A 19678-nucleotide genomic window follows, 5' to 3' on the forward strand; every position below is an offset into this window, starting at 1 on the left:
TTATCACAGACGTTTGACACGTTCTTCCGGCTGAGTTCTTCCGCGCCGAGGCGTAAGTTTTTTCTTTGCATTTGGCAGACAGGCGTCGGTTTTCGGCTATTTCCTCCTCAATCTCCGCCTGTTTAGACATGGTTAGCTCGTTACCATTTCTACGCCGCTTTTTTTTCGGGCGAACGATTCGTTAATGCCGTTTAATATCGAACGTCCCATTCGTTAACGTTGATAAACATTCCGAAGTCCTTCGGCGTCGCGCCCGTTACCCGGTCGTTCACGGCGCCCAGCGCCTTCGTCGCGTAGATGGAGGGCATCGGCACGTCCTCGGCGACGATCTGCTGCAGCCGGGCGTAGTCCTCCTTGATCTTCGATTCGTCCGTCTCGGCCGCCAGCCGCGAGAGAAGCTTCTCGATCTCCTCGTTCCGGTAGCCGGTCGGGTTGCCGTCCTGCAGGAAGTACGCAATGTCCGGCAACGGATTCACCGGCGTCAGGGCGACCGTGAGAACGGCCAGATCGTAGTCCTTCCTGAACAGCTTCTCGAGCAGAGCGGACAGATCGGTCATCCGGATTTGCACGTTGAAGCCCGCCGCCGTCAGATTCTCCGCGATCAGGTTCGCCGCCTGCTCCAGCGTGCTGTCGCCGGACAGAACCGACATCGTCAGCGTCTTGCCGGAATCCCAGCCGGATTCCTTCAACAGGCGCTTCGCCTTCTTCGGGTCGTAGGCGACCGGCCGGAGGCTCTCGTCCCGGTAAGGGCTATAGCTGGTGAAGAAGCCGTCCACCGCTTCGCCGGCCCCCTTGAGCAGCTTGCCGACGATCAGCTCGCGGTTCATCGCGTAAGAGATCGCTTGTCTCGTCTTCGCGTCCGGCACGACCTTCTCGTTGATGTACATGAACGGGGCGGCGAGCGGGGGCCCGCTGACGGTCGCGATGGTGCGGAGCCCTTTGATCTTCTCGTAATCGTCGATCGGAATGACGCCCGCGGACGGGATGTTCATATCGATCTCGCCGTTCTGGAGCTGGGCGGAGACGGCCGTCCCCGGCAGCACCTTGAAGTTCAATTCGTCGAGCTTCGGCGCGCCCTTGAAATAGTCCTTGTTGGCCTCCAGCTGAACGAAGTGGTCGAGGTCGAGGCTGACCAGCTTGAACGGACCGTTCGTCACGGTCGGCTTCCGCATGAATTCGCTCTCGTTCAGGTCCTCCGGCGGGATGTTCTCGAGCGCGAACCGCGGCAGCGTCTTCAGGTTGCGCCCGATCGTATCCTTGAAGATGTTCAGAGTCGTCGGCGCCTTCGTCGTCAAGGTCAGCGTATAGGAGTCCGCCTTCTTGACTCCGGCGATGGAGGTCCGTCCCTCGGGAAGGCGGCCCTCGTCATCCAGCCCTTCCAGAATCGCGAACATGTAGGCGTACCTGGAGCCGACCTTGGGGTTCGCGATCAGCTCCAGCGTGAAGATAACGTCGTCCGCGGTGACCGGGGCGCCGTCCGTCCACTTCGCCCTCGGGTTCAGCTTGACCGTGAAGGTCTTGTTGTCCGAGGTCTCGATCGAATCCGCAAGCATCGGCTTGTAGGTCAGATCGGAGTCCAGCTCCACGAGCGGCAGGAACATCAGGCTCGTCACTTGCGTCGACACCATCCCCACCGCGGTAAGCGGGTTGACGACGCCCGGCGAGTAGGTGACGCCGATGTTGACCGTCTTCTTCCCGCCGTCCGCGGTTCGCGCCGTCGCGGCCGGATTCCCGGTCCCGTTATCGTGGCCGCCGCAAGCCGGCATCATCGTCAATGCCGCCGCCAACGCCGCCGCCAACGCGGATTTCCTCATCGGTCCGAAGTCCATTTATTCTCCTTCGAGCAATTCCTAATTCGCTACTAGTATTCTTCATGATAAAGAATTTAATAGTCAATACTATTTTATAGGCATCCTTGTCTCGTGCAGACCCGTCAAACGCGGCAAAATGAAGGTTCTTGCGAGTTTGGGGCATGTGGCGAGGATATCAAGGGGTTTGAATATATGAACAGTATTAACTTTTAATGTCATAATCTATCATCGATCGCGTCATCGATCGCGCACGCATCCATCAAGCTCATGGGCCTCTCCCATGCCGCGCTCCGACGACTAGCCGGCGGACTCATGCTTGCCATGGGCGTCCTATGGTACACTTAGAAGAAGAAATCAATAGGTTCGCAGAGTAGGAGATCGATCGAACATGAAGCTGGCTTCTTGGAACGTGAACGGCCTGCGGGCCTGCGTGAACAAAGGGTTCAACGACTATGTGAGGGATTCGGGCGCGGACGTCGTCTGCGTTCAGGAGACGAAGCTGCAAGAGGGGCAGATCTGCCTGGAATACGGCGAGGAATACTCGCTCTATTGGAACTACGCGGAGAAGAAGGGCTACTCCGGAACGGCCGTGTTCACGAAGCTCAAGCCGCTGTCCGTCCGTTACGGCATGGAAGAGGACCGTGAACCCGAAGGCCGGATTCTGACGCTCGAGTTCGAGAATTTCCACCTGGTCACCGTCTACACCCCGAACGCCAAGAGGGACCTGTCCCGCCTGGACTATCGGATGGAGTGGGAGGACCGGTTCCGCGCGTACCTGCTCCAGCTGGACGAGCGGAAGCCGGTCATCGCCTGCGGGGACCTGAACGTCGCCCATAAGGAGATCGACATCAAGAACTGGCGGAGCAATCGGGGCAACTCCGGCTTCACCGACGAGGAACGGGAGAAAATGACGAAGCTGCTGGACGCCGGGTTCGTCGACACGTTCCGGCACTTCTACCCGGACCGGACGGACGCCTTCACGTGGTGGTCCAACATGCCGAAGGTGCGGGAGCGCAACGTCGGCTGGCGCATCGATTACTTCCTCGCTTCGGAGCGGCTCGTTCCGTACCTGGTCGACGCGGGCATCGACGCCCACGTGCTCGGCAGCGACCATTGCCCGGTGACGCTGGAAGTGAAGGACCTGTAAGCCGCAGGGGACGAGAACGGGGCGTCGAAGAGACGCCCTCCCTCTGCCTGTGAACCTCCCGATTCCGGCCGCGGCTATTCGGAGATCATCCGCCGCGCCTCGTCATCGACGCCGCAAGCCGGGCGCCCGATCGCGGCTAGCGCCAACGTATATGCCCGATCTGGGTGCGAACCCGGTCCGCCCACTTCCGCAGAGGACCTCGGTTGTCGGGAACGAGCCGGATTCCCGCCAGATTGGCGATCGCCTCGGCCGCTTCCGCCACCGACAGCCCTTCCGTGTCCAGATGGTGCCGGAACGCTTCGTTCTTCAACCCTTCCACGCAGCGGTCGATCTGAAGCGCCGGCCACGAATTCGCGCCGTCGCCCCGGCTGCGCAGCCTGCGCAGAAGAGTCTCCTTCGACGCGCACAGGGCGAAGTGGCGGACGTCGGCGCCGTCCGCCCTCAGGCGGCCGACGATCTCCCCGAAGTAGGACGGATCGACCACCGTCATCGGCACGATCACGATTCCGCCGTATTCGCGGTCCAGATAGCCGAGCATCTCGTAGGCGATGCTCCGCCACATCGGGAAGTCCTGGAAGTCGCCAAGCCTCAGCTCCTTGGGCACGTTGCGGCGAATGTAGAAGCCCGCGTTCTCCGGATCGAACACGTACGAATTCGGAATTCTTCGATGCAGCTCGTGCGACGTCTGCGTCTTGCCGGAACCGAACGCCCCGTTCACCCATAGAATCAACTCGCTCACCTCGGCGGAGGATAGTCGATACGCTTCGGAGGCGGCGTCGACGGCACTGCCGCGCCTCCCGCCTTCTCCAATTAGACGGCCGCCAGGCGCCGATGGTTGTAACTGTCGTCCGAGGCCGTCAGCGGCTCCCGTAAGCGTCCAGAACTCCGCGAAGCCGGGCGACTCCTTCGCGAATCCGCTCCTCCGCGACGTTGCCGTAGCCGAGAATCAGCTCGTTCTCCCGCTCCCCGACGCTCAACGCGTGCGCCCGCACCGGATAGACGCGGACTCCGCGCTCTTGGATCGAGGCCACCAGGTCATCGGTGAACCGGATGCCCTCGAAGGCCGCCACGAGATGAATCCCCGCCAGATGGCCGCGCACCTTCGCGCGGTCCCCGAACTCGGCGGCCAAGGCTGCGACCAGCGCGTCGCGGCGGGCCCGGTACAGCTTCCTCGCCGCGGCGACGTGCCGTTCCAGATGGCCTCCACGCATGAACCGGGCCATCGCCAGCTGCTCCAGCGACGGCACGTGAAGGTCGGACAGCCGCTTCGCCTCGCGCGCCCGCTCCACGAGAGAGGGCGGCAGAATCATGTAGCCGAGGCGAAGAGAAGGAAGCAGCAGCTTGCTGAACGTGCCGACGTAGATGACGCGGTCCGGCTCCAGGCCCTGCAGGGAGCTGATCGGCGGCCCCTCGAAGCGGAACTCGCTGTCGTAATCGTCTTCGACGATATAGCCTCCGGACGCCCTCGCCAGCCGGACGAGATCGATTCTCCTCCGGATCGGCAGTACGCCCCCGGTCGGGAACTGGTGCGAAGGGGTGACATAGATGAGAGCGGGCCGTTCGGACGGATCGATGAGGGACGTGTTCATGCCGTCCTCGTCCACGGGAACCGGAACGAGCTCCGTCCCCGGCTGGCCGAAAATCTCGTAAACCTCGCGAATCATCGGATCCTCGAGGAGAACGCGCGCCCCCGGGGCCAGCAGCAGCTTCGCCGCGATCGTCAGCGCCTGAGTCGCTCCCGACGTGACGACGACCTGCTCCGGCCGGCAGACGACGCCGCGCGCCGCGCGCAAATACCGGGCCAGCTCGCTCCGCAGCTCGTACCGGCCTTCCGGCCGGCCGTAGCCGAGCGCTTCCGGCCGCGTCTCCGCGCAGACTTGCTCGTAGAGCCGCCCCCACAGCTTGCGCGGGAAGCGGTCCAGCGCCGGCACGCCCGAGCGGAAGTCGACGATCGCTTCCGCCCCGTCCGGCCAAGCCCCCTGCCCCGCCTCCGCAAGCTCGCGCCGCGCAAGCTCAAGCTCAAGCTCGCCCTCTGCGGGCGCGTCCTCTCCGCCGGCACCCGCCTTCTCGAGATACGTTCCGCCGGCGACATAGGTGCCCGCCCCCTGGCGGCTCTCCGTGAATCCCTCCGCCCGAAGCAGCTCGTAAGCTTCCAGCACCACGTTGCGGGAGACTCCAAGCGCCTTCGCCAGCAGACGGGTCGAGGGCAGCCGTTCTCCCTCCGCCAGCTCCCCGTTAACGATTCGGGCACGGATCTGTTCGTACACTTGCCGGATAATCGTCCGCCCTTCGACGAGCTCGATCGCTACCCACATGAGCCCCTTCCCCCTTCCCACGCTTCCTCCTATCGATAATTGGCTCCATCCGATCCCCGTCCGAATGGATCTACAGGGAACCGCTTTTCTTCATTACTATACAGGAAACGGCGGAAGAAGGGATCCTTATGGCGCATATAAGTCAATGGTTGTTCGTGGTCGGCATCGGATGGATGGGGGTGGCCGTTCCCGGGCCGAACCTGTTCATGACGATCCGCAACAGCGCCGTCTACGGCCGCCGGGCCGGATTGTGGACGGCTCTCGGGCTCGGCACGGCGAACCTGATCTCGGTCGGAGCGTGTCTGGCCGGAATCGGCCTGTTCTTGACGGAGGCTCCGGCGCTTTTCGAAGGGGTACGATGGGCGGGAGCGGTCTTCTTGATCTATATCGGACTTCGTTCGGTGCGGGCGAGAAAAAAAGAAGGGCTCGACGCCGGGGCTTCCGGCCGGCCTGAAGAAGAGATGTCGCGGGCCCGGGCCTACCGGCTCGGCCTCTCGACCTGTCTGCTCAATCCGAAAGTCATCGTGTTCTTCCTCGCGTTCTTCACGCAGATCGTCGATGCCGGCACCCCCTTGGCCGCCCGCCTGTTCTACGGAGCCACGATCGCGGCCGTCGAATGGGCGTGGATGTCGCTGGTAGCGGGCTTCCTGTCCTCCCCGCCGGTGAGGAGACGTTACTTCGGCGTCTCCCACTGGATCGAGAGAGCGATGGGCGGCCTGCTGATCGCTCTTGGAACGATTTGGTTCGCGGGGGGTTAAGGGGTGCGGGCGGAATCCTTCCGCCGGCGGGGGAACAGCGTGTAGCTGAAGCTGATGAGGAAGTCGATGCCGAGCACGCCCGACCATCCCCGAATGATCTGAACCAGGCTCTGCGTGCGGTCCGCGGCGTCGATCCAGACGGTCATGCCGTAGAGAATGGCGCAGCCGATCGCCCAAGCGGCCAGGTGGCGGAACCAGCCCTGCCGTTCGCGGCGGGCGTGCTCCTCGCCGTACTTGGCCGGCTTCGCCGGGGCGGGGCCTCCCGCGAACCGTTGCGCGAAGCGAACGTCCGCCCAGCGGATCATCGAGTGCCCGTACACGATGGAGACTCCGATATAGATGGCGGCCAGACCGTGGGTGAAGTCGGCTTCGGCCCCGCCTCGAAGGTCGATCGCGGTCGCGACGAGAAGAGCGACGTCGATCAGCGGGGTGCAGAAGAGCAGCGCGGCCCCCGCCGCCCGGAGCTTGAGCAGGTATCGGCAGACCAGGCCCGCGAGCACGAATACCCAGAATGCGACTTCGCAGCCGATAATGAACGCGGCTATGGCGGTGTCCTCCTTTTTTTAAGACGACTGTATTGCAAAAAGCTGAGGTTATTATAACACGATTGTATTAAAAAACAAGCGTGCTATAATAAAGCCATGCCGAAAATCGTGGATCACAACGAACGAAAAGAGAAAATCGCCGAAGCCGTCTGGCGCGTCATCCGACGGGACGGGCTGGACGGGGTGTCCGCGCGCCGCGTCGCCGAAGAGACGGGAATCTCTCTCGGAGCGATGCGCCATTACTTCGATTCGCAGGACGAGCTTCTCGCCTACTCCATGAGGCTGATCTCGGAGCGGGCCAACGAACGGATTCTGCGTCTGCCTTGGAGCGGGAATCCCCGGGAGGATATCGAGAGGGTGATCGGGGAGCTGCTCCCTCTCGACGACGAGCGGGCGGGGGAATCGGAAGTATGGCTCGCCTTCGCGGGGAAGGCCTCGTCCGACCCGGCCATTCGGGCGCTCAGCCAAGAGGTGCATGAGGAATTGTACGCGGGACTCCGCCGGATCATCGACCCGCTCATCGCCCATGGACTGGCCAAGGAGGGGATCGACGCCGACTTCGAGGCGAAGCGGCTGCACGCGCTCGTCGACGGGCTCGTCGTGCACCATGCGACGCATCCGGACCGCCTTCGCCGCGAAGAGCTGCTGCCCATCGTCATGCGCCATCTCGACGGCATCCTCAAGGAGAACCGGCCTCGCTAGACCCGCCATTCCTCCGGCAGGAGGCGGCGGTACGCCGGCTGCAGGTAGCGGTCGTCGACGAGCACGAGCGTTCCGCTGTCGGTCTCGGACCGGATGAGCCGCCCTCCGGCCTGGAGCACTTTGTTCATGCCCGGGATCACGTAGGCGTATTCGAACCCGCGTCCGGTCGCGGCTTCGTAATACTCGCGGATCAGCTCGCGCTCCGGGCCGAGCTGGGGAAGCCCGACCCCGACGACGACGACGCCGGTGAGCCGGTCCCCGACCAGATCGACGCCCTCGGAGAACGCGCCGCCCAGCACGGCGAACCCCGCGAGCGTCTCTTCGGCGTCCTCCGAGAACCGGGCGAGGAACGCCTCCCTCTCCGGCTCCGACATGCCGGCTTCCTGCAGAAGCGTCGGGAACTTGCCGTCATAGCCGGCCGCGAAGGCCGCGTAGACGTCGTTCATGAACGCATAGGACGGGAAGAAAAACAGATAGCGCCCCCTTCGCCGTGCCAGAAGCTCGCCCAGAAGCCGGGCGATCGGCCCGACGCTCCTCTCCCGGTCGGCGTACCGGGTCGACAACGGCCGGACGGAGACGTCCCATTGGCCGGGGTCGAAGGGAGACGGGATCGACACCGAATAATCGTCTTCCTTCGCTCCCAGCACGTCCATGTAGAAGCCGAGCGGGGACAGCGTCGCCGAGAAGAAGACGCGCGACTTGAAGCCTTTGCCCGTCTGCCGAAGCGGCTCCGAAGGATCGAGGCAGAGCAGCTTCGCCCGGACTTCGTGGCCGGAGCAATCGACGAGGACGGCGTAGCGCTCGTCGTACAGCTTGCCGATCCGGACGAAGGCCGACGCGGCGAAGTACGTCTCGAGCAGCAGGTCGTCGCCCGAGGGGGCGCCCTGCCGGCTCGCCAGAGCCTTCTCCGCTTCGGAGGCGAACGTCTCCGCCGCCAGCAGCAGCTCCTCGGGCTTGTCCTTGAACGAGTAGGACCGCCCGTTCCCTCGCTTCCGCAAGCCGATGAACAGCCGGTTGACGGCCTTGGCCGCATCCCGCAGCGCGGGATTCCCCGCTTTGAACTCCCTCTCGAGCTGAAGGAATCTCCGCTTGTCCAGCTCGGCGGAGTACATCTCCCTCGCCCGGTCCGGCAGATTGTGGGCCTCGTCGACGAGGAGAACGGTCTGCGACTTCTTCTCCGCGAGCATCCGCTTGAGCGAGACGCGCGGGTCGAACACGTAATTATAGTCGCAGATGACGGCGTCCGCCGCGTAGGCGGCGTCGAGGGACATCTCGAACGGGCAGACGCGGTGCTTCCGCGCGTACTTCTCGATGGCGCCGCGGTCGACCGTATCCTCCGAGGACAGCAGATCCAGCAGAGCCCCGTTGATCCGGTCGTAGTACCCGTCGGCGAATTCGCACGCCTGGGCGCGGCAGTCGACTTGGTCCCGGAAGCAGATCTTCTCCTTCGCCGTGATCGTCACGGCCTGCAGGCGCAGCCCTTCCGCCCGCAGACGCGAGAAGGCGTCCTCGGCGGACGCCCTCGTCGTGCTCTTCGCGGTCAAATAGAAGATCTGTTGAAGATGGCCTTGGCCCATCGCCTTGACGGACGGGAAGACGGTGGACATCGTCTTCCCGATGCCGGTCGGCGCGCGGGCGAACAGCCCCGTCCCGGCCTCGATCGACCGGTAGACGGCGCCCGCCAGCTTCCGCTGGCCCTTCCGGTATTCGCGGTAGGGGAACGGCAGCGCGGCGATGCTCTCGTCGCGAAGCTTCCGGCGGCGGATCGTCAGCAGCGCCCAAGGGGCATAGCGGTCCAGCACGTCCGCGACGAAGCTCTCCAGCTCGGCCGCCGTGGCTTCGCGGAGGAATCGCTTCTGTTGTCCCGATTCGACCTGCACGTACGTCAGTTGAATCCGGACCCGGTCCAAGCCGTGCTCGCGAGCGTACAAGCAGGCATAGCAATAGGCTTGCGCCCAATGGACGGGATAGCTCTCTTCATCGATCAGCGCCACGTCTCCGGCCGTCGACTTGATCTCTTCGATCGCGACGCTTCCGTCCTCTCCGGTCCGCACGCCGTCGCAGCGCCCGTCGATCTCGAAGACGAGCTCGCCGCGCTCGAATTCTCCGCTGACGTACACCTCGCTCCGGTCCGCCTCTCCGTATTCCTTCTGAATCGCTTGGTGCGCCCTCGTGCCTTCCGCCAGCGACGCCGCCGACCGGAACTCCCCGTCCAGGCTGCCGCTTCGGAAGACGTATTCCACCAGCGGCCTGACCGCCATCCTCACCCGTTCCGCCATCGTCTCCCCAACCCGCGTTCGTATTTTGTTCGCATCTACGAATCATTCTACCATAATCCGACGGGTCGGGCGACGGAGTGCTATCCGCTCGGACCTCTACCCCCGGGAGCCGCCGCTGATGTCCCGCCATTCGACGACGAATTCCCGCTCTCCCGGCTCCGGTCCCTTCTCGTAGCGGCCGTATTCCTCCAACGCCTGCCCGCACTCGCAGGAGATCTGGTCGGCTCCGTAGTTGTCCGTGCCGAACACGATTCTCTCGTTGCGGTAATGGTCGCGCCGTCCCGGAACGACGCGATGCTCGCCGCCGCATCTCAGGCAGCGGATGACGAATCCGGATTCCATCGCTCTATCTCCTCTCTCGAGCCCTTGGGCCGAGTCGTCGCTTCCCTTATTCCAGAAAATCCTTCAGCCGCTTGCTGCGGCTCGGATGCCTCAGCTTGCGCAGCGCCTTGGCCTCGATCTGGCGAATCCGCTCGCGCGTGACGCCGAATTCGTGGCCGACCTCCTCGAGCGTGCGGGATCGCCCGTCGTCCAGGCCGAATCGGAGGCGCAGAACGCTCTCCTCCCGCTCCGTCAGCGTGTCGAGGACGTCCTCGAGCTGCTCCTTCAAGAGCTCGAACGCCGCGGCGTCGGCCGGGGCGAGCGCCTCCTGATCCTCGATGAACTCGCCGAGCTTCGAGTCGTTCTCGTCCCCGATCGGCGTCTCGAGGGAGACCGGGTCCTGCGAGATCTTCATGATCTCCCGGATTTTCTCCGCGTCCAGGTCCATCGCCTTCCCGACTTCTTCCGGCGTCGGCTCGCGGCCGAGCTCCTGCAGCAGCTGGCGCGAGACGCGAACGAACTTGTTGATCGTCTCCACCATGTGGACCGGGATCCGAATCGTCCGGCTCTGGTCCGCGATGCTGCGGGTGATCGCCTGGCGGATCCACCACGTCGCGTACGTGCTGAACTTGAAGCCCTTGCGGTAATCGAACTTCTCGACGGCCTTGATAAGGCCCATATTCCCTTCCTGGATGAGATCGAGGAACAGCATGCCGCGCCCCACGTATCGGCGGGCGATGCTGACGACCAACCGCAAGTTCGCTTCGGCCAATCTCCGCTTGGCCTTCTCGTCGCCTTGCTCGATCCTCTGCGCCAGCTCGATCTCCTCGTCCGCGGAGAGCAGCGGAACCCGCCCGATCTCCTTCAAGTACATGCGAACCGGGTCGTCCATCTTGATCCCCGGCGGCAGATTCAGGTCATCGCCATCCACGAACTCCATCGTCCGGTCGTCCGACATTCCTCGAACCCCTCCTTCGGTACCTCTCTCTTGGAAATAAGATATTGACTTCTTCGCTTGAATGTGATATGATTGGAATGGTGCATAAATAAATAATTCAAAATCAAGCGCATATGCCATTGTACCAAATTCATTCGCCTAGATCAATACCCTAATGATGGAATCCGCGATCCCTCGGCTGCTTGGCCGGGGGATTTTTGATTTTTCGGCCAGCCATGCGTTCCCCGGCCCCGAACCGCGCGGTCCTCGTCTCTCGCACGCTCCTTCTATGGAAAAGAGCGGGCCCTCCCTTCGGAAGGAGTCCCGCTCTTTTTGGCGTATACGTACCAGCCTGATCCCCAATCACTCGGGTTCCCGGCGCGACAGCTTCGCGATCAGCTCCTCGCACCACTCGACGTACAGCCGCTCGTACCGGACGCCGAACTCGACGACCGAGATGCTGGAGAACAGCGGATCGGCCACGCTTCTCCCGGCCAGCTGCGAGGTCAGCTCCGCGACCTTCGCCTCGTAAGCGGCCAGCTTCTCCTCGTGCTGCTTCTTCATCTCGCGGATTCCCTCGATCATCCGCTCCGGATCGACCAGCCAAGAGTTGTACGCCTTGAGCAGGAAGTCGTCCCGGTACTGGTCCGCTCCCCCAGGCTCCGTCGTCCAGCGGATGACGGCTTCCCTGCCCGCCTCGGTAATCTCGTACAGCTTGCGCGCCGGGCGGTAGTCGTGCTGCTCGATCCCTTGCAGGGCGACCAGTCCCTCTTCCTCCATCCGGGCCAGCTCGGGATACACCTGATTGCTGCCCACCTTCCAGAACGGGCCCAGCCGGTTGTTCATCCGCTGCTTGATGTCGTATCCGCTGAGCGGCTCCCGCGCCAGCAGAGACAGCAGAGCTTGGCGAATCGAGCTCATCGGAACCCCTCCTTTTCGTCCAAAAACGATATAGGTTCATTTTAATCTATCTCATCCGCCAGAACAACCTCGAAACATAGGTTAAATTTAACTTATATCCTTATTGACATAAAGAAATTAGATAGGTTATATTTGACCTATGTTAAGTACGACCTAAACCAAGAATGGAGAATGAACCCATGAGAACCGCCCTGAAGACGTATTTGAAAAAGCCGCAAACAACCGTCGCGATCGTCGTCGCGCTGATGGCCCAGATCATCTTCTGCGTCGTCTGGATGACCGCCTACGACGGCGTCATGGACCGGACGGACCGGCTGAAGATCGCGTTCGTCAACGAGGACGGCGAGTTCGGCCAGTCCGTCGAACGGCAGCTGCGCGACGAGCTTCCGTTCCCGATCGTCTCCGCCGCCCGCGCCGAAGCCATGGACGACTTGACCGATCGAAGCGTTCAGCTGGCCGTCATCGTGCCGAACGGATTCGGCGAATCGCTCACCGCGCCCGGCAAGCAGGCCACCCTCTCCTATGTGATGAACGACGCCAACCCCCAGTTGGCCAAAAGCGTCATGCAAACCGTCGCCGCCAACCTGACCGCCGGACTGAACAAGCAAGCGGCCCTGCAGGGAACGACCGTCGCTCTTCGCCAATCGAACCTGTCCGAGGAAGAAGCGGGCCGGACCGCCCAAGGCTTGCTCGACCAAGTCGGCTCCGACATGGCGATCCTGAACCCGGTGAAGGGCATGCATAACCAGATGGTGCCGATGATGCTCATCCTCGCTTCCTACGTCGGCGCCATGCTGATGGCGATGAACGTCCATCAAGTGTCCGAAGCGATCGGTGCCCGCCTCACGGTTCGCCGGCACATCGCCGTCCGCTCGCTCCTCATCGTCCTCGCCGCCCTCGTCATCTCGCTCGTCGGCTCCTCGCTGATCGCCGCGCTGGGCGGACAGATGCACGCCGGCTTCGCCTCCTTCTGGCTGTTCCACTTCCTGACGATGCTCGCCTTCATGTTCTTCGCGCAGCTGTTCCTCATCTCGCTCGGAATGGCCGGCATGTTCGTCAACATGGCGGTGCTGTCGCTGCAGCTCGTCACCTCCGGCACGATCGTGCCGAGACCGATGCTGAGCGGCTTCTATCAGACGCTCGGCCACTACCTCCCCGCCACGTACGCGGTCGAGGGCATCATGAACCTGCAATTCGGCGGCGCCGGCTCCGGGAAGGACGCCCTGCTTCTGGCGGCGACGATCGCGGCCAGCCTGGCGGTCTCCTGGGGCGTCGCCGGCCTGCGCGGCCGGCGCGGCGCGGGAGCTCCGGCCCGGACGGAGGCGGACGCTCTCCCCGCGAACTAACCGCCGACACGCCGCACGCTCAACCGGCGATGCGCCGTAACGCAAACAGGACAGCCCCGGCCGGATTCCGGCAGGACTGTCCTGTTCTTTTATCCTAATAATAGTAAACCCGCCTAATCGTCCCGATCGTCCAGCTTCTTGCCCCAGACGCCCGTGCCGTCGTTCCTTAATCCGGTGAAAACCAGCGTCGGCTTGTCCCGCTCCCAATCCCAGGCGGGCAGGAGCAGCAGCTCTTCGGTCGAAGCGACCGAGCCGTCTTCCTCGCGCCAGGTCAGCGTCACGGTATGGTCCCCGTCGAACGCCCACTCGTCTCGCCCGTCCTTCGCGCCGATCCTGCCGTTCGCGAGCAGCTTGAGCGGCACCGCCTCCGATTGGCCGTCCGTCTCCTTGTCGAAAACGATGCGGTCCCAATCGCCCGCGACGTCCGCCTTGGCGATCTTCTGCTCCTTCTCTCCCGCGTAGCGCTCCGGAGAGACGACCGGCCAGCCTTCCTTCGTCCACAGCATCCGGCGGACGTGCAGATACATCCAGTTCTTGTCCCCTTCGGGCCGGGCATGGTGAACGATGTAATAGTCGCCGCCGTCGTTCAGCACGGAATTGTGGCCGGGCCCGATCCACCCCTCCCCTTCGGAGAAGCGGTAGCCGCCCATGATCTTGTTGCCGATCTCGTACTGCGGCAAGTAATCCGCGTCGTCCAGGCTGCGGCCGTTCATATCGACGTAAGGACCCGCGATGCGGTCCGACCGCCCCACTCGTACGTTATAGTCCGCGAACAGAGAGTCGTAAGAGACGAACAAGTAATACTTCTTGAACTTCTCGTTGTAGACGATGTACGGTCCTTCCAAGGCGCCTTCCTCGGTGGCCGGATCTCGTCTCGCGATCCGCACGCCCTTGTCGCCCGGCTTCAGCGGCTTGCCCGTGGCGGGATCGAGCTCCATCAGGTAGATGCCGCCGAAGAAGGAGCCATAGCTCATCCACGGCTTGCCGTCCGCGTCGATGACGATGTTCGGGTCGATCGCGTTCATCTCGTCGCCGGTATCCGACTTGACGACTTCCCCTTGGTCCTCCCACGGGCCTTCCATCGACGAGCTGGTCGCTACCCCGATGTAAGACCGGTTCGAGCCGAAGGTGGAAGCGGCATAGTAGAGGTAGTACTTGTCGCCGAACTTGTGGACGTCGGGCGCCCACAGGTTGGTCGCCCCCGTCCATTCGCCGGCTTCCCGCGGAATGCCGTCCAGCGCGTAGCCGACCCAGTCCCACTCGATCAGGTCCTTCGACTTGCGGACCATGATGCCCGGCTTCGGCGGCGCGCCGACGCGGACGTCGGTGCCGACGACGTAGTAGGTGCCGTCCTCCGTCTTGATAATGGAAGGATCGTGCGCGTTGTTCGTATGCCAGTCGGCCTCGCGGTACAGCGTCGTCCGGTCGTACATCGGATACTGGACCGGCTTCTCCGGATAGACGATCTTCGGTCCGTCCGGCGACGAAGACGAGCAGCCGATCAGAGGCGCTCCCATCAGCAGCATGGCCATGCACCCCTTCAGCATCCGATTCATGCCCGATCCTGTCTTCCCGGTCTCGGCTCGCCGAAGAACGGGATGCCGTTCCGCCATTCGATCGCCTGGATGCGGGCATGGCGGTTCGGGTCGTAGAGAGGGTCGCCGACGATCTCCTTGTAATCGCGGGCATGGTAGACGAGCAGGTCGGTCCGGCCGTCCTCCGAGACGGTGAAGCTGTTGTGGCCCGGTCCGAACCGGCTGGCCTCCTCGTTCGTGCGGAAGACCGGCTCGGGCGACTTCGTCCAGGACGCGGGATCGAGCAGATCGGCGTCCTCCGTAGCGGTCAGCATGCCCATGCAGTAGTTGTAGTCGGTGGCGCTGCCGGAGTAGGTGAGGAAGATCCTGCCGCCGCGAATGAGCACCGCCGGTCCTTCGTTGACGAGGAAGCCGATGCACTCCCAATCGTATTCCGGCTTGGTCAGCAGCACTTGCTCGCCCTTGATGGACCAGGGAGTATCCATCTCGGCGATGTACAGGTTGGAGTTGCCGGCGATGGCCGGGTCGCGCTGCGCCCAGACGAGGTAGCGGACGCCCCGGTGCTCGAACGTCGTGGCGTCGAGCGAGAACGACTCCCAGTTCGTGACGAGCTGCCCCTTCTCGACCCAACGGCCGGCCAGCGGATCGGCGTCCGCGCACTCCAGCACGAACATGCGGTGGTCGAACAGGCCGTCCTTCGTCTCGGACGTGCGGGCCGCGGCGAAGTAGACGTACCACTTGCCGTCGATGAAGTGCAGCTCCGGCGCCCAGATGTTCGCGCTGAGCGGGCCGCTCTCGTGCTTCTTCCAGACGACGGCCGCTTCGGCGTCGTAGAGCCCGTCGATCGTCCGCGACCGGCGGATCTCGATGCCGTCGTACGCGGGCACCGAGCCGGTAAAATAGTAATAGCCGTCCGTATGCTTGTAGATCCAGGGGTCGGCGCGCTGCCAGACGATCGGATCGCGGTAGACGACTTCGGATTTCGGCGTAGAATTCAACATGGCCATCTCACACTCCAGAGCTTATGGTAGGTTTGTATGATCTCTGTCTGCCTTACGGTTGTTAAATCTGCTATGATGAGGACATTCTCTCGATTGCCGAAGAAGGAGGCCTGCGCGAATGCAGAACCGTTCCCCCTGCAAAGGCTGCTCCGCCGACGTCCACGTGACGCCGGATCAGATCGACCGGATGGTGGACAAGCTCGCCCGCTTCCCCGACGCCTGCGTCGAGGATCGGGAATACGAGAGCCGCTTGGCCGCTTGCGCCGCCTGTTCCTCTCTCCGATACGGAACGACGTGCTCCCACTGCGGCTGCTTCGTTCGGGTGAGAGCCAAGCTGCGGAGCAATACGTGCCCGTCTCCGGGCGGCAGCCGCTGGATAGCCGAAGCCTGATTCCCGATGGCGGCAAGGCGAAGAAGAGCCGACAAAAAATCCCGCCCCTCCGGGGCCGGGATGACGCCGCCGTCCGGCGGCTTCGCGGCCTTGCCCGGACCGGCAAGCCTATTCGGATCTTGCAACGCTGTCGATGTACCCTGTAACGCTGTCGGTTTCCCCTTATTACGCTGTCGATTACCCTTTGACGCCGGAGATGGCGACCGATTCGATAATCTGCTTCTGGAACGCGACGAAGACGATCAGCATCGGCAGCAGCGCGATGACGGACGCCGCCATGATGAGCGGGTAGTCGGTCTGGATCGCGTACGTGGCGTTGTAGTTCGCGATGACGAGCTGCAGCGTCTGCTTCTCCGGCGAGTTGAGGTAGATGATCGGCGCGAGGTAATCGTTCCAGATCGTCATGAACCACAGAATGAGCTGCGCGGCGACCGCGGGCTGGATAAGCGGGAACACGATTCTCGCGTAGATGCCGAGGTACGAGCTTCCGTCGATCTTCGCCGCCTCGATGAGCGCGTTCGGCACGCTCGCCAGGTACTGCCTCAGGAAGAAGATCATGACGACGTTGCCGAACAGACCGGGGATGATCAGCGGCAGCAGCGTGTCCACCCATCCCATCTTGGAGAACATCATGAATTGCGGGATCATGATCGACGGATACGGAATCATGAGAGACGAGATCAGAAGCAGGAAGACGGCGTTCTTCCCCGGGAAGCGCAGCTTCGCGAACGCGAATGCGGCCAGACTGGACGTCAGCGTCCCGACGACGGTCACCGTCACGGCGACGATGGCGCTATTCTTGATGCCGCTGAGCAGCGGCCCCTTGTCCCAGATCTCCTTGTATTTCTCGAAGTGCATCGGATTCGGAATCCATACGGGCGGCAACGCGAACACGTCCATGCGATCCTTGACGGAAGTCGTGAACATCCACAAGAGCGGGGCGATCATGAACGCCGCGCCGACCAGCAGAATCGCGAAGATGATCGTATTGGCCCATTTCCTTCTAAGCGCCACAGCGGTTCCTCCCTTCCCCGTACCTTATTCGTTGACTTCCGACGACCGGTCCAGCTTGAACTGAACGAGCGTCACGATGAAAATAAACAGACCGAGAATGACGGACATCGCCGAAGCGTAGCCCATCTGCAGGTTGCCGAACGCCTTCTGCCAGACGTAGAACACGACCGACGCGGAGCTGTATTCCGGACCCCCGGTGCTCGTCATGATGTTGATCTCGATGAAGAGCTGCGAGCCGCCGATAATGTTCGTCACGACGACGAAGAAGGTGACCGGCTTCACCATCGGCCACGTGATGTGCCGGAACCGGCTGAACGCGTTCGCGCCGTCGAGCTCCGCCGCTTCGTAATAATCCTTCGGCACGCTCTGAAGCGCGGCGAGGTACAGCAGCATCGTGTAGCCGAGCCCCTTCCACACCATCATGATCATGATGGCCGGCTTGACCGTATGCACGTTCTGCAGCCAGTTCGGGCCCTTGATGCCGAACAGGTCCAGGAACTGGTTCACGAGGCCGAAGTCGCCGTTGTAGGCCAGGTTCCACATGATCGAGATCGCCGCGATGGACGAGATGACCGGAATGTAGTAGATGGCCCGGAACGCCGTCGTCCCCGGAATGCGGCGATTGAGCCCCAGGGCGAGCAGCAGCGCCAGGACGATGCCGACCGGAATGGCCAGCATCATGAACACCGTGTTGTACATCGCCTTGTGGAACAGTTCGTCTTGGAAAATCTCCTTGAAATTGTCCAGCCCGATAAAGCTCATCTGGCCGAGGCCGTCCCAGTCCGTGAACGATCCGTAGATCGAATAAACCGCCGGGAACAGCGCGAAGACGAGGAAGCCGATGACCGGCGGCGCGATGAACAGATAGCCCCAGTAGGCTTCCTTGCGGTACAGCTTGGATTTGGTTGTCATGGGTTCACCTCGGGATATCCGGCTCCCCAATGACGGCCGTTCCCGCGCCGGAGCGCGGGAACGGCGTCATCGTCACCGAGAGTCGTGAACTTATTTGGACTTGGACTTCTCTTCCTGCTCGATCGCCTTGTCGAGAAGCTTCTGCATCTTCGGCTGCTCCTGCTTCACGTATTCGGCCGCGGTGATCTTGCCGTCGAGCACCGGCTGAATATCGGTGAAGAACAGGTTGTACCATTCGGCGTTGTAAGTGAGAATGCCTGGAATCGGACGGCCGTAGTCGTTGACGATCTGCAGGAACTCTTCCTTGTTCGCCGGCTTCGTGGACGTGTCGGCCGCCCAGGTCTGGGCCATGTCGGTCAGGTTCGGCATCTGGACCTTCGCGTCGGACAGCATCTTCATGCCTTCCTCGGAGCCGGTCAGGTACATCGTCAGAGCGGCGGCCGCTTCCGGATACTTCGTCTTGCTGGAGACGCCGATGCCGAGCGAGCCGAGCCAGGTGGCGGTCTTGCCGGTGGAGCCGGCCGGATACGGGATCAGGTCGTATTCGAACGGCAGCTTCTCGTACGTGCTCATATCCCAAGGTCCGACCGGGAAGAAGCCGATCTGCCCTTGCATCCAACGCTGGTACGTATCGAGCGTCTGCGCCTCGGAGATCGAAGGCGTCACCTTGTACTTGTTCTGCATGTCCGCGAAGAATTGCAGCGCTTCCGCGAACTTCGGATCGTCGATCGTCACCTTCTTATGGGTCGAGTCGATCCAGTCCGCGCCATTGCTCCATACGAGAGATTGGAGCGTCCAGTTGACGTTGAGGCCCGTACCCCATTGATCCAGCTTGCCGTCGCCGTTCGTGTCGAGGGTCAGCTGCTGCGCGGTCTTGATGAACTCGTCCCACGTATACGGCTTGTCCTTGTCCGGCAGAGGGATGCCCGCCTTCTCGAACATCGTCTTGTTGTAGCCCATCGCGAACGGCCCGAGATCCTTCGGCAAGCCCCAGATGTCGCCTTGGCCGACCGTCTGGCCGTCGTAGCGGTACAGGTCGACGCCCTTCTTCCAGATCTTGTTGATGTCGATGTCCGCGTTGTTCTGGACGTAGTCGGTCAGCTTGAGCAGCACGCCGCCGTTGACGTAGGCCATCAGGTCGCCCGGGTCGTAGTAGAACACGTCCGGCACGCTGTTGCCGGTGATGGCCGCCTTCAGCTTCGTCGCGTATTGGTCGGCCGCGGTCGTAATGATCTTGACCTTGACGCCGGGATGGTCCTTCTCGAATCGGTCGACCGTCTTCTTGTAGGCCGCCTGCTCGTCCGGGCCGCCGCGGAACATGAAGGTCAGGTCCGCCTTGCCCAGATCCTTGGTCCCGCCGCTCGCCGGGCTGCTCGCCTGGCTGCCGGCCGGGCTGCTCGCCGGCGCGCTCGCCTCTCCTCCGTTGTCGTTCCCGCCGCCGCAAGCCGTTAGAACGAGACCTGCGGACGTAACCAGCGTCAGTGCGGAGATCCAACTCTTCTTAGCCATTCAAGAACCCCTCCATTTGTGTAATGACCGGACTTGCCGATGGTGTAACCGCATACACCAATGTGCGAGAAAGAGGGTCTTCGCCGGAGCCGACCCTTCTCTCGAGCCTTCCCGACGCCTTCCGGCGCCGGAATGGAAATGGATAGCTAAATCGTTAACATTTGCACAAATATATTTGGCTTGTATTAACAATATCAGATAAGCGCTTACACGTCAACAACTTTGTAAATATAT

The 19678-nt window shown here is 62.5% G+C and carries 17 protein-coding genes and 1 pseudogene; 5 read left to right on the plus strand and 13 right to left on the minus strand.

The window, feature by feature from the left end:
* Nucleotides 1-191: 191 nt before the first annotated feature.
* Nucleotides 192-1829 (minus strand): ABC transporter substrate-binding protein, encoded by a 1638-nt coding sequence (locus H7B90_RS17865; protein ID WP_185137259.1) that lies wholly within the window; start codon nucleotides 1827-1829, stop codon nucleotides 192-194.
* A gap of 370 nt (nucleotides 1830-2199) precedes the next feature.
* Here H7B90_RS17865 and H7B90_RS17870 point away from each other — a divergent pair, with 370 nt between their 5' ends.
* Nucleotides 2200-2958, plus strand: a complete 759-nt coding sequence (locus H7B90_RS17870; protein WP_185137260.1) for an exodeoxyribonuclease III — start codon at nucleotides 2200-2202, stop codon at nucleotides 2956-2958.
* 136 nt (nucleotides 2959-3094) lie between these two features.
* On the opposite strand, the gene H7B90_RS17875 is transcribed toward H7B90_RS17870, so the two are convergent.
* Nucleotides 3095-3688, minus strand: coding sequence for an ATP-binding protein (locus H7B90_RS17875; protein WP_185137261.1), 594 nt, complete (start codon nucleotides 3686-3688; stop codon nucleotides 3095-3097).
* 127 nt (nucleotides 3689-3815) lie between these two features.
* Nucleotides 3816-5273: a MocR-like pyridoxine biosynthesis transcription factor PdxR gene (gene pdxR, locus H7B90_RS17880; RefSeq protein WP_185137262.1), complete on the minus strand. Its 1458-nt coding sequence runs from the start codon at nucleotides 5271-5273 to the stop codon at nucleotides 3816-3818.
* A gap of 128 nt (nucleotides 5274-5401) precedes the next feature.
* On the opposite strand from pdxR, the gene H7B90_RS17885 reads away from it, so the two are divergent.
* Nucleotides 5402-6031 carry a LysE family translocator gene (locus H7B90_RS17885; protein WP_185137263.1) on the plus strand — a complete coding sequence of 210 codons (630 nt, stop codon included), beginning with the start codon at nucleotides 5402-5404 and terminating at the stop codon, nucleotides 6029-6031.
* Here the strand turns inward: H7B90_RS17885 and H7B90_RS17890 are convergent.
* Nucleotides 6028-6531 (minus strand): hypothetical protein, encoded by a 504-nt coding sequence (locus tag H7B90_RS17890; protein ID WP_311772752.1) that lies wholly within the window; start codon nucleotides 6529-6531, stop codon nucleotides 6028-6030. The two genes, H7B90_RS17885 and H7B90_RS17890, sit on opposite strands and share 4 nt — an antisense overlap.
* A 141-nt stretch (nucleotides 6532-6672) precedes the next feature.
* On the opposite strand from H7B90_RS17890, the gene H7B90_RS17895 reads away from it, so the two are divergent.
* Nucleotides 6673-7278 carry a TetR/AcrR family transcriptional regulator gene (locus H7B90_RS17895; RefSeq protein ID WP_185137264.1) on the plus strand — a complete coding sequence of 202 codons (606 nt, stop codon included), beginning with the start codon at nucleotides 6673-6675 and terminating at the stop codon, nucleotides 7276-7278.
* Here H7B90_RS17895 and H7B90_RS17900 read toward each other — a convergent pair.
* The 4 genes and pseudogenes from H7B90_RS17900 to H7B90_RS17915 all read right to left on the minus strand — a co-directional run bounded on the left by H7B90_RS17900 (nucleotide 7275) and on the right by H7B90_RS17915 (nucleotide 11736).
* Nucleotides 7275-9557, minus strand: a complete 2283-nt coding sequence (locus H7B90_RS17900) for an ATP-dependent DNA helicase (protein ID WP_185137265.1) — start codon at nucleotides 9555-9557, stop codon at nucleotides 7275-7277. The two genes, H7B90_RS17895 and H7B90_RS17900, sit on opposite strands and share 4 nt — an antisense overlap.
* Nucleotides 9558-9653: 96 nt before the next feature.
* Entirely contained in the window at nucleotides 9654-9899 is a 246-nt protein-coding gene (locus tag H7B90_RS17905; protein ID WP_185137266.1) for a hypothetical protein, read from the minus strand.
* Between the two features lie 46 nt (nucleotides 9900-9945).
* Nucleotides 9946-10920: pseudogene (rpoD, locus tag H7B90_RS17910) on the minus strand (RNA polymerase sigma factor RpoD); the annotation flags it as partial.
* 258 nt (nucleotides 10921-11178) lie between these two features.
* Nucleotides 11179-11736, minus strand: coding sequence for a PadR family transcriptional regulator (locus H7B90_RS17915; RefSeq protein WP_185137268.1), 558 nt, complete (start codon nucleotides 11734-11736; stop codon nucleotides 11179-11181).
* Nucleotides 11737-11915: 179 nt separating this feature from the next.
* Between H7B90_RS17915 and H7B90_RS17920 the strand changes: the two genes are divergently transcribed.
* Nucleotides 11916-13082, plus strand: a complete 1167-nt coding sequence (locus H7B90_RS17920; protein ID WP_185137269.1) for a YhgE/Pip domain-containing protein — start codon at nucleotides 11916-11918, stop codon at nucleotides 13080-13082.
* A gap of 113 nt (nucleotides 13083-13195) precedes the next feature.
* On the opposite strand, the gene H7B90_RS17925 is transcribed toward H7B90_RS17920, so the two are convergent.
* Both H7B90_RS17925 and H7B90_RS17930 read right to left on the minus strand, forming a co-directional pair.
* Nucleotides 13196-14614 carry an arabinan endo-1,5-alpha-L-arabinosidase gene (locus H7B90_RS17925; protein WP_185137336.1) on the minus strand — a complete coding sequence of 473 codons (1419 nt, stop codon included), beginning with the start codon at nucleotides 14612-14614 and terminating at the stop codon, nucleotides 13196-13198.
* 20 nt (nucleotides 14615-14634) lie between these two features.
* Complete coding sequence (locus H7B90_RS17930; RefSeq protein WP_185137270.1) at nucleotides 14635-15618, minus strand: glycoside hydrolase family 43 protein; 984 nt, start codon at nucleotides 15616-15618, stop codon at nucleotides 14635-14637.
* 118 nt (nucleotides 15619-15736) lie between these two features.
* On the opposite strand from H7B90_RS17930, the gene H7B90_RS17935 reads away from it, so the two are divergent.
* Entirely contained in the window at nucleotides 15737-16009 is a 273-nt protein-coding gene (locus H7B90_RS17935; protein ID WP_185137271.1) for a DUF6171 family protein, read from the plus strand.
* A 177-nt stretch (nucleotides 16010-16186) separates the two neighbouring features.
* On the opposite strand, the gene H7B90_RS17940 is transcribed toward H7B90_RS17935, so the two are convergent.
* The 3 genes from H7B90_RS17940 to H7B90_RS17950 form a co-directional block, all read right to left on the minus strand.
* On the minus strand, nucleotides 16187-17023 hold the full coding sequence (locus tag H7B90_RS17940) for a carbohydrate ABC transporter permease (RefSeq protein WP_246578735.1): 837 nt from the start codon (nucleotides 17021-17023) through the stop codon (nucleotides 16187-16189).
* Between the two features lie 24 nt (nucleotides 17024-17047).
* The gene (locus tag H7B90_RS17945) at nucleotides 17048-17935 is read right to left on the minus strand and encodes a carbohydrate ABC transporter permease (protein WP_185137272.1); all 888 of its coding nucleotides are present in this window, start codon (nucleotides 17933-17935) and stop codon (nucleotides 17048-17050) included.
* A gap of 90 nt (nucleotides 17936-18025) precedes the next feature.
* Nucleotides 18026-19444, minus strand: a complete 1419-nt coding sequence (locus tag H7B90_RS17950; protein WP_185137273.1) for an ABC transporter substrate-binding protein — start codon at nucleotides 19442-19444, stop codon at nucleotides 18026-18028.
* Nucleotides 19445-19678 lie beyond the last annotated feature (234 nt).

The organism is Cohnella xylanilytica (genome assembly GCF_014212175.1).
GTDB lineage: Bacteria > Bacillota > Bacilli > Paenibacillales > Paenibacillaceae > Cohnella > Cohnella xylanilytica.

Bases quoted from the DNA above. Each gene is read 5' to 3' on its own strand.
- H7B90_RS17865 (WP_185137259.1), bottom strand. From the start codon at position 1,829: ATGGACTTCGGACCGATGAGGAAATCCGCGTTGGCGGCGGCGTTGGCG.
- H7B90_RS17870 (WP_185137260.1), top strand. From the start codon at position 2,200: ATGAAGCTGGCTTCTTGGAACGTGAACGGCCTGCGGGCCTGCGTGAAC.
- pdxR (WP_185137262.1), bottom strand. From the start codon at position 5,273: ATGTGGGTAGCGATCGAGCTCGTCGAAGGGCGGACGATTATCCGGCAA.
- H7B90_RS17885 (WP_185137263.1), top strand. From the start codon at position 5,402: ATGGCGCATATAAGTCAATGGTTGTTCGTGGTCGGCATCGGATGGATG.
- H7B90_RS17895 (WP_185137264.1), top strand. From the start codon at position 6,673: ATGCCGAAAATCGTGGATCACAACGAACGAAAAGAGAAAATCGCCGAA.
- H7B90_RS17900 (WP_185137265.1), bottom strand. From the start codon at position 9,557: ATGGCGGAACGGGTGAGGATGGCGGTCAGGCCGCTGGTGGAATACGTC.
- H7B90_RS17905 (WP_185137266.1), bottom strand. From the start codon at position 9,899: ATGGAATCCGGATTCGTCATCCGCTGCCTGAGATGCGGCGGCGAGCAT.
- H7B90_RS17915 (WP_185137268.1), bottom strand. From the start codon at position 11,736: ATGAGCTCGATTCGCCAAGCTCTGCTGTCTCTGCTGGCGCGGGAGCCG.
- H7B90_RS17920 (WP_185137269.1), top strand. From the start codon at position 11,916: ATGAGAACCGCCCTGAAGACGTATTTGAAAAAGCCGCAAACAACCGTC.
- H7B90_RS17925 (WP_185137336.1), bottom strand. From the start codon at position 14,614: ATGGCCATGCTGCTGATGGGAGCGCCTCTGATCGGCTGCTCGTCTTCG.
- H7B90_RS17930 (WP_185137270.1), bottom strand. From the start codon at position 15,618: ATGTTGAATTCTACGCCGAAATCCGAAGTCGTCTACCGCGATCCGATC.
- H7B90_RS17935 (WP_185137271.1), top strand. From the start codon at position 15,737: ATGCAGAACCGTTCCCCCTGCAAAGGCTGCTCCGCCGACGTCCACGTG.
- H7B90_RS17945 (WP_185137272.1), bottom strand. From the start codon at position 17,935: ATGACAACCAAATCCAAGCTGTACCGCAAGGAAGCCTACTGGGGCTAT.
- H7B90_RS17950 (WP_185137273.1), bottom strand. From the start codon at position 19,444: ATGGCTAAGAAGAGTTGGATCTCCGCACTGACGCTGGTTACGTCCGCA.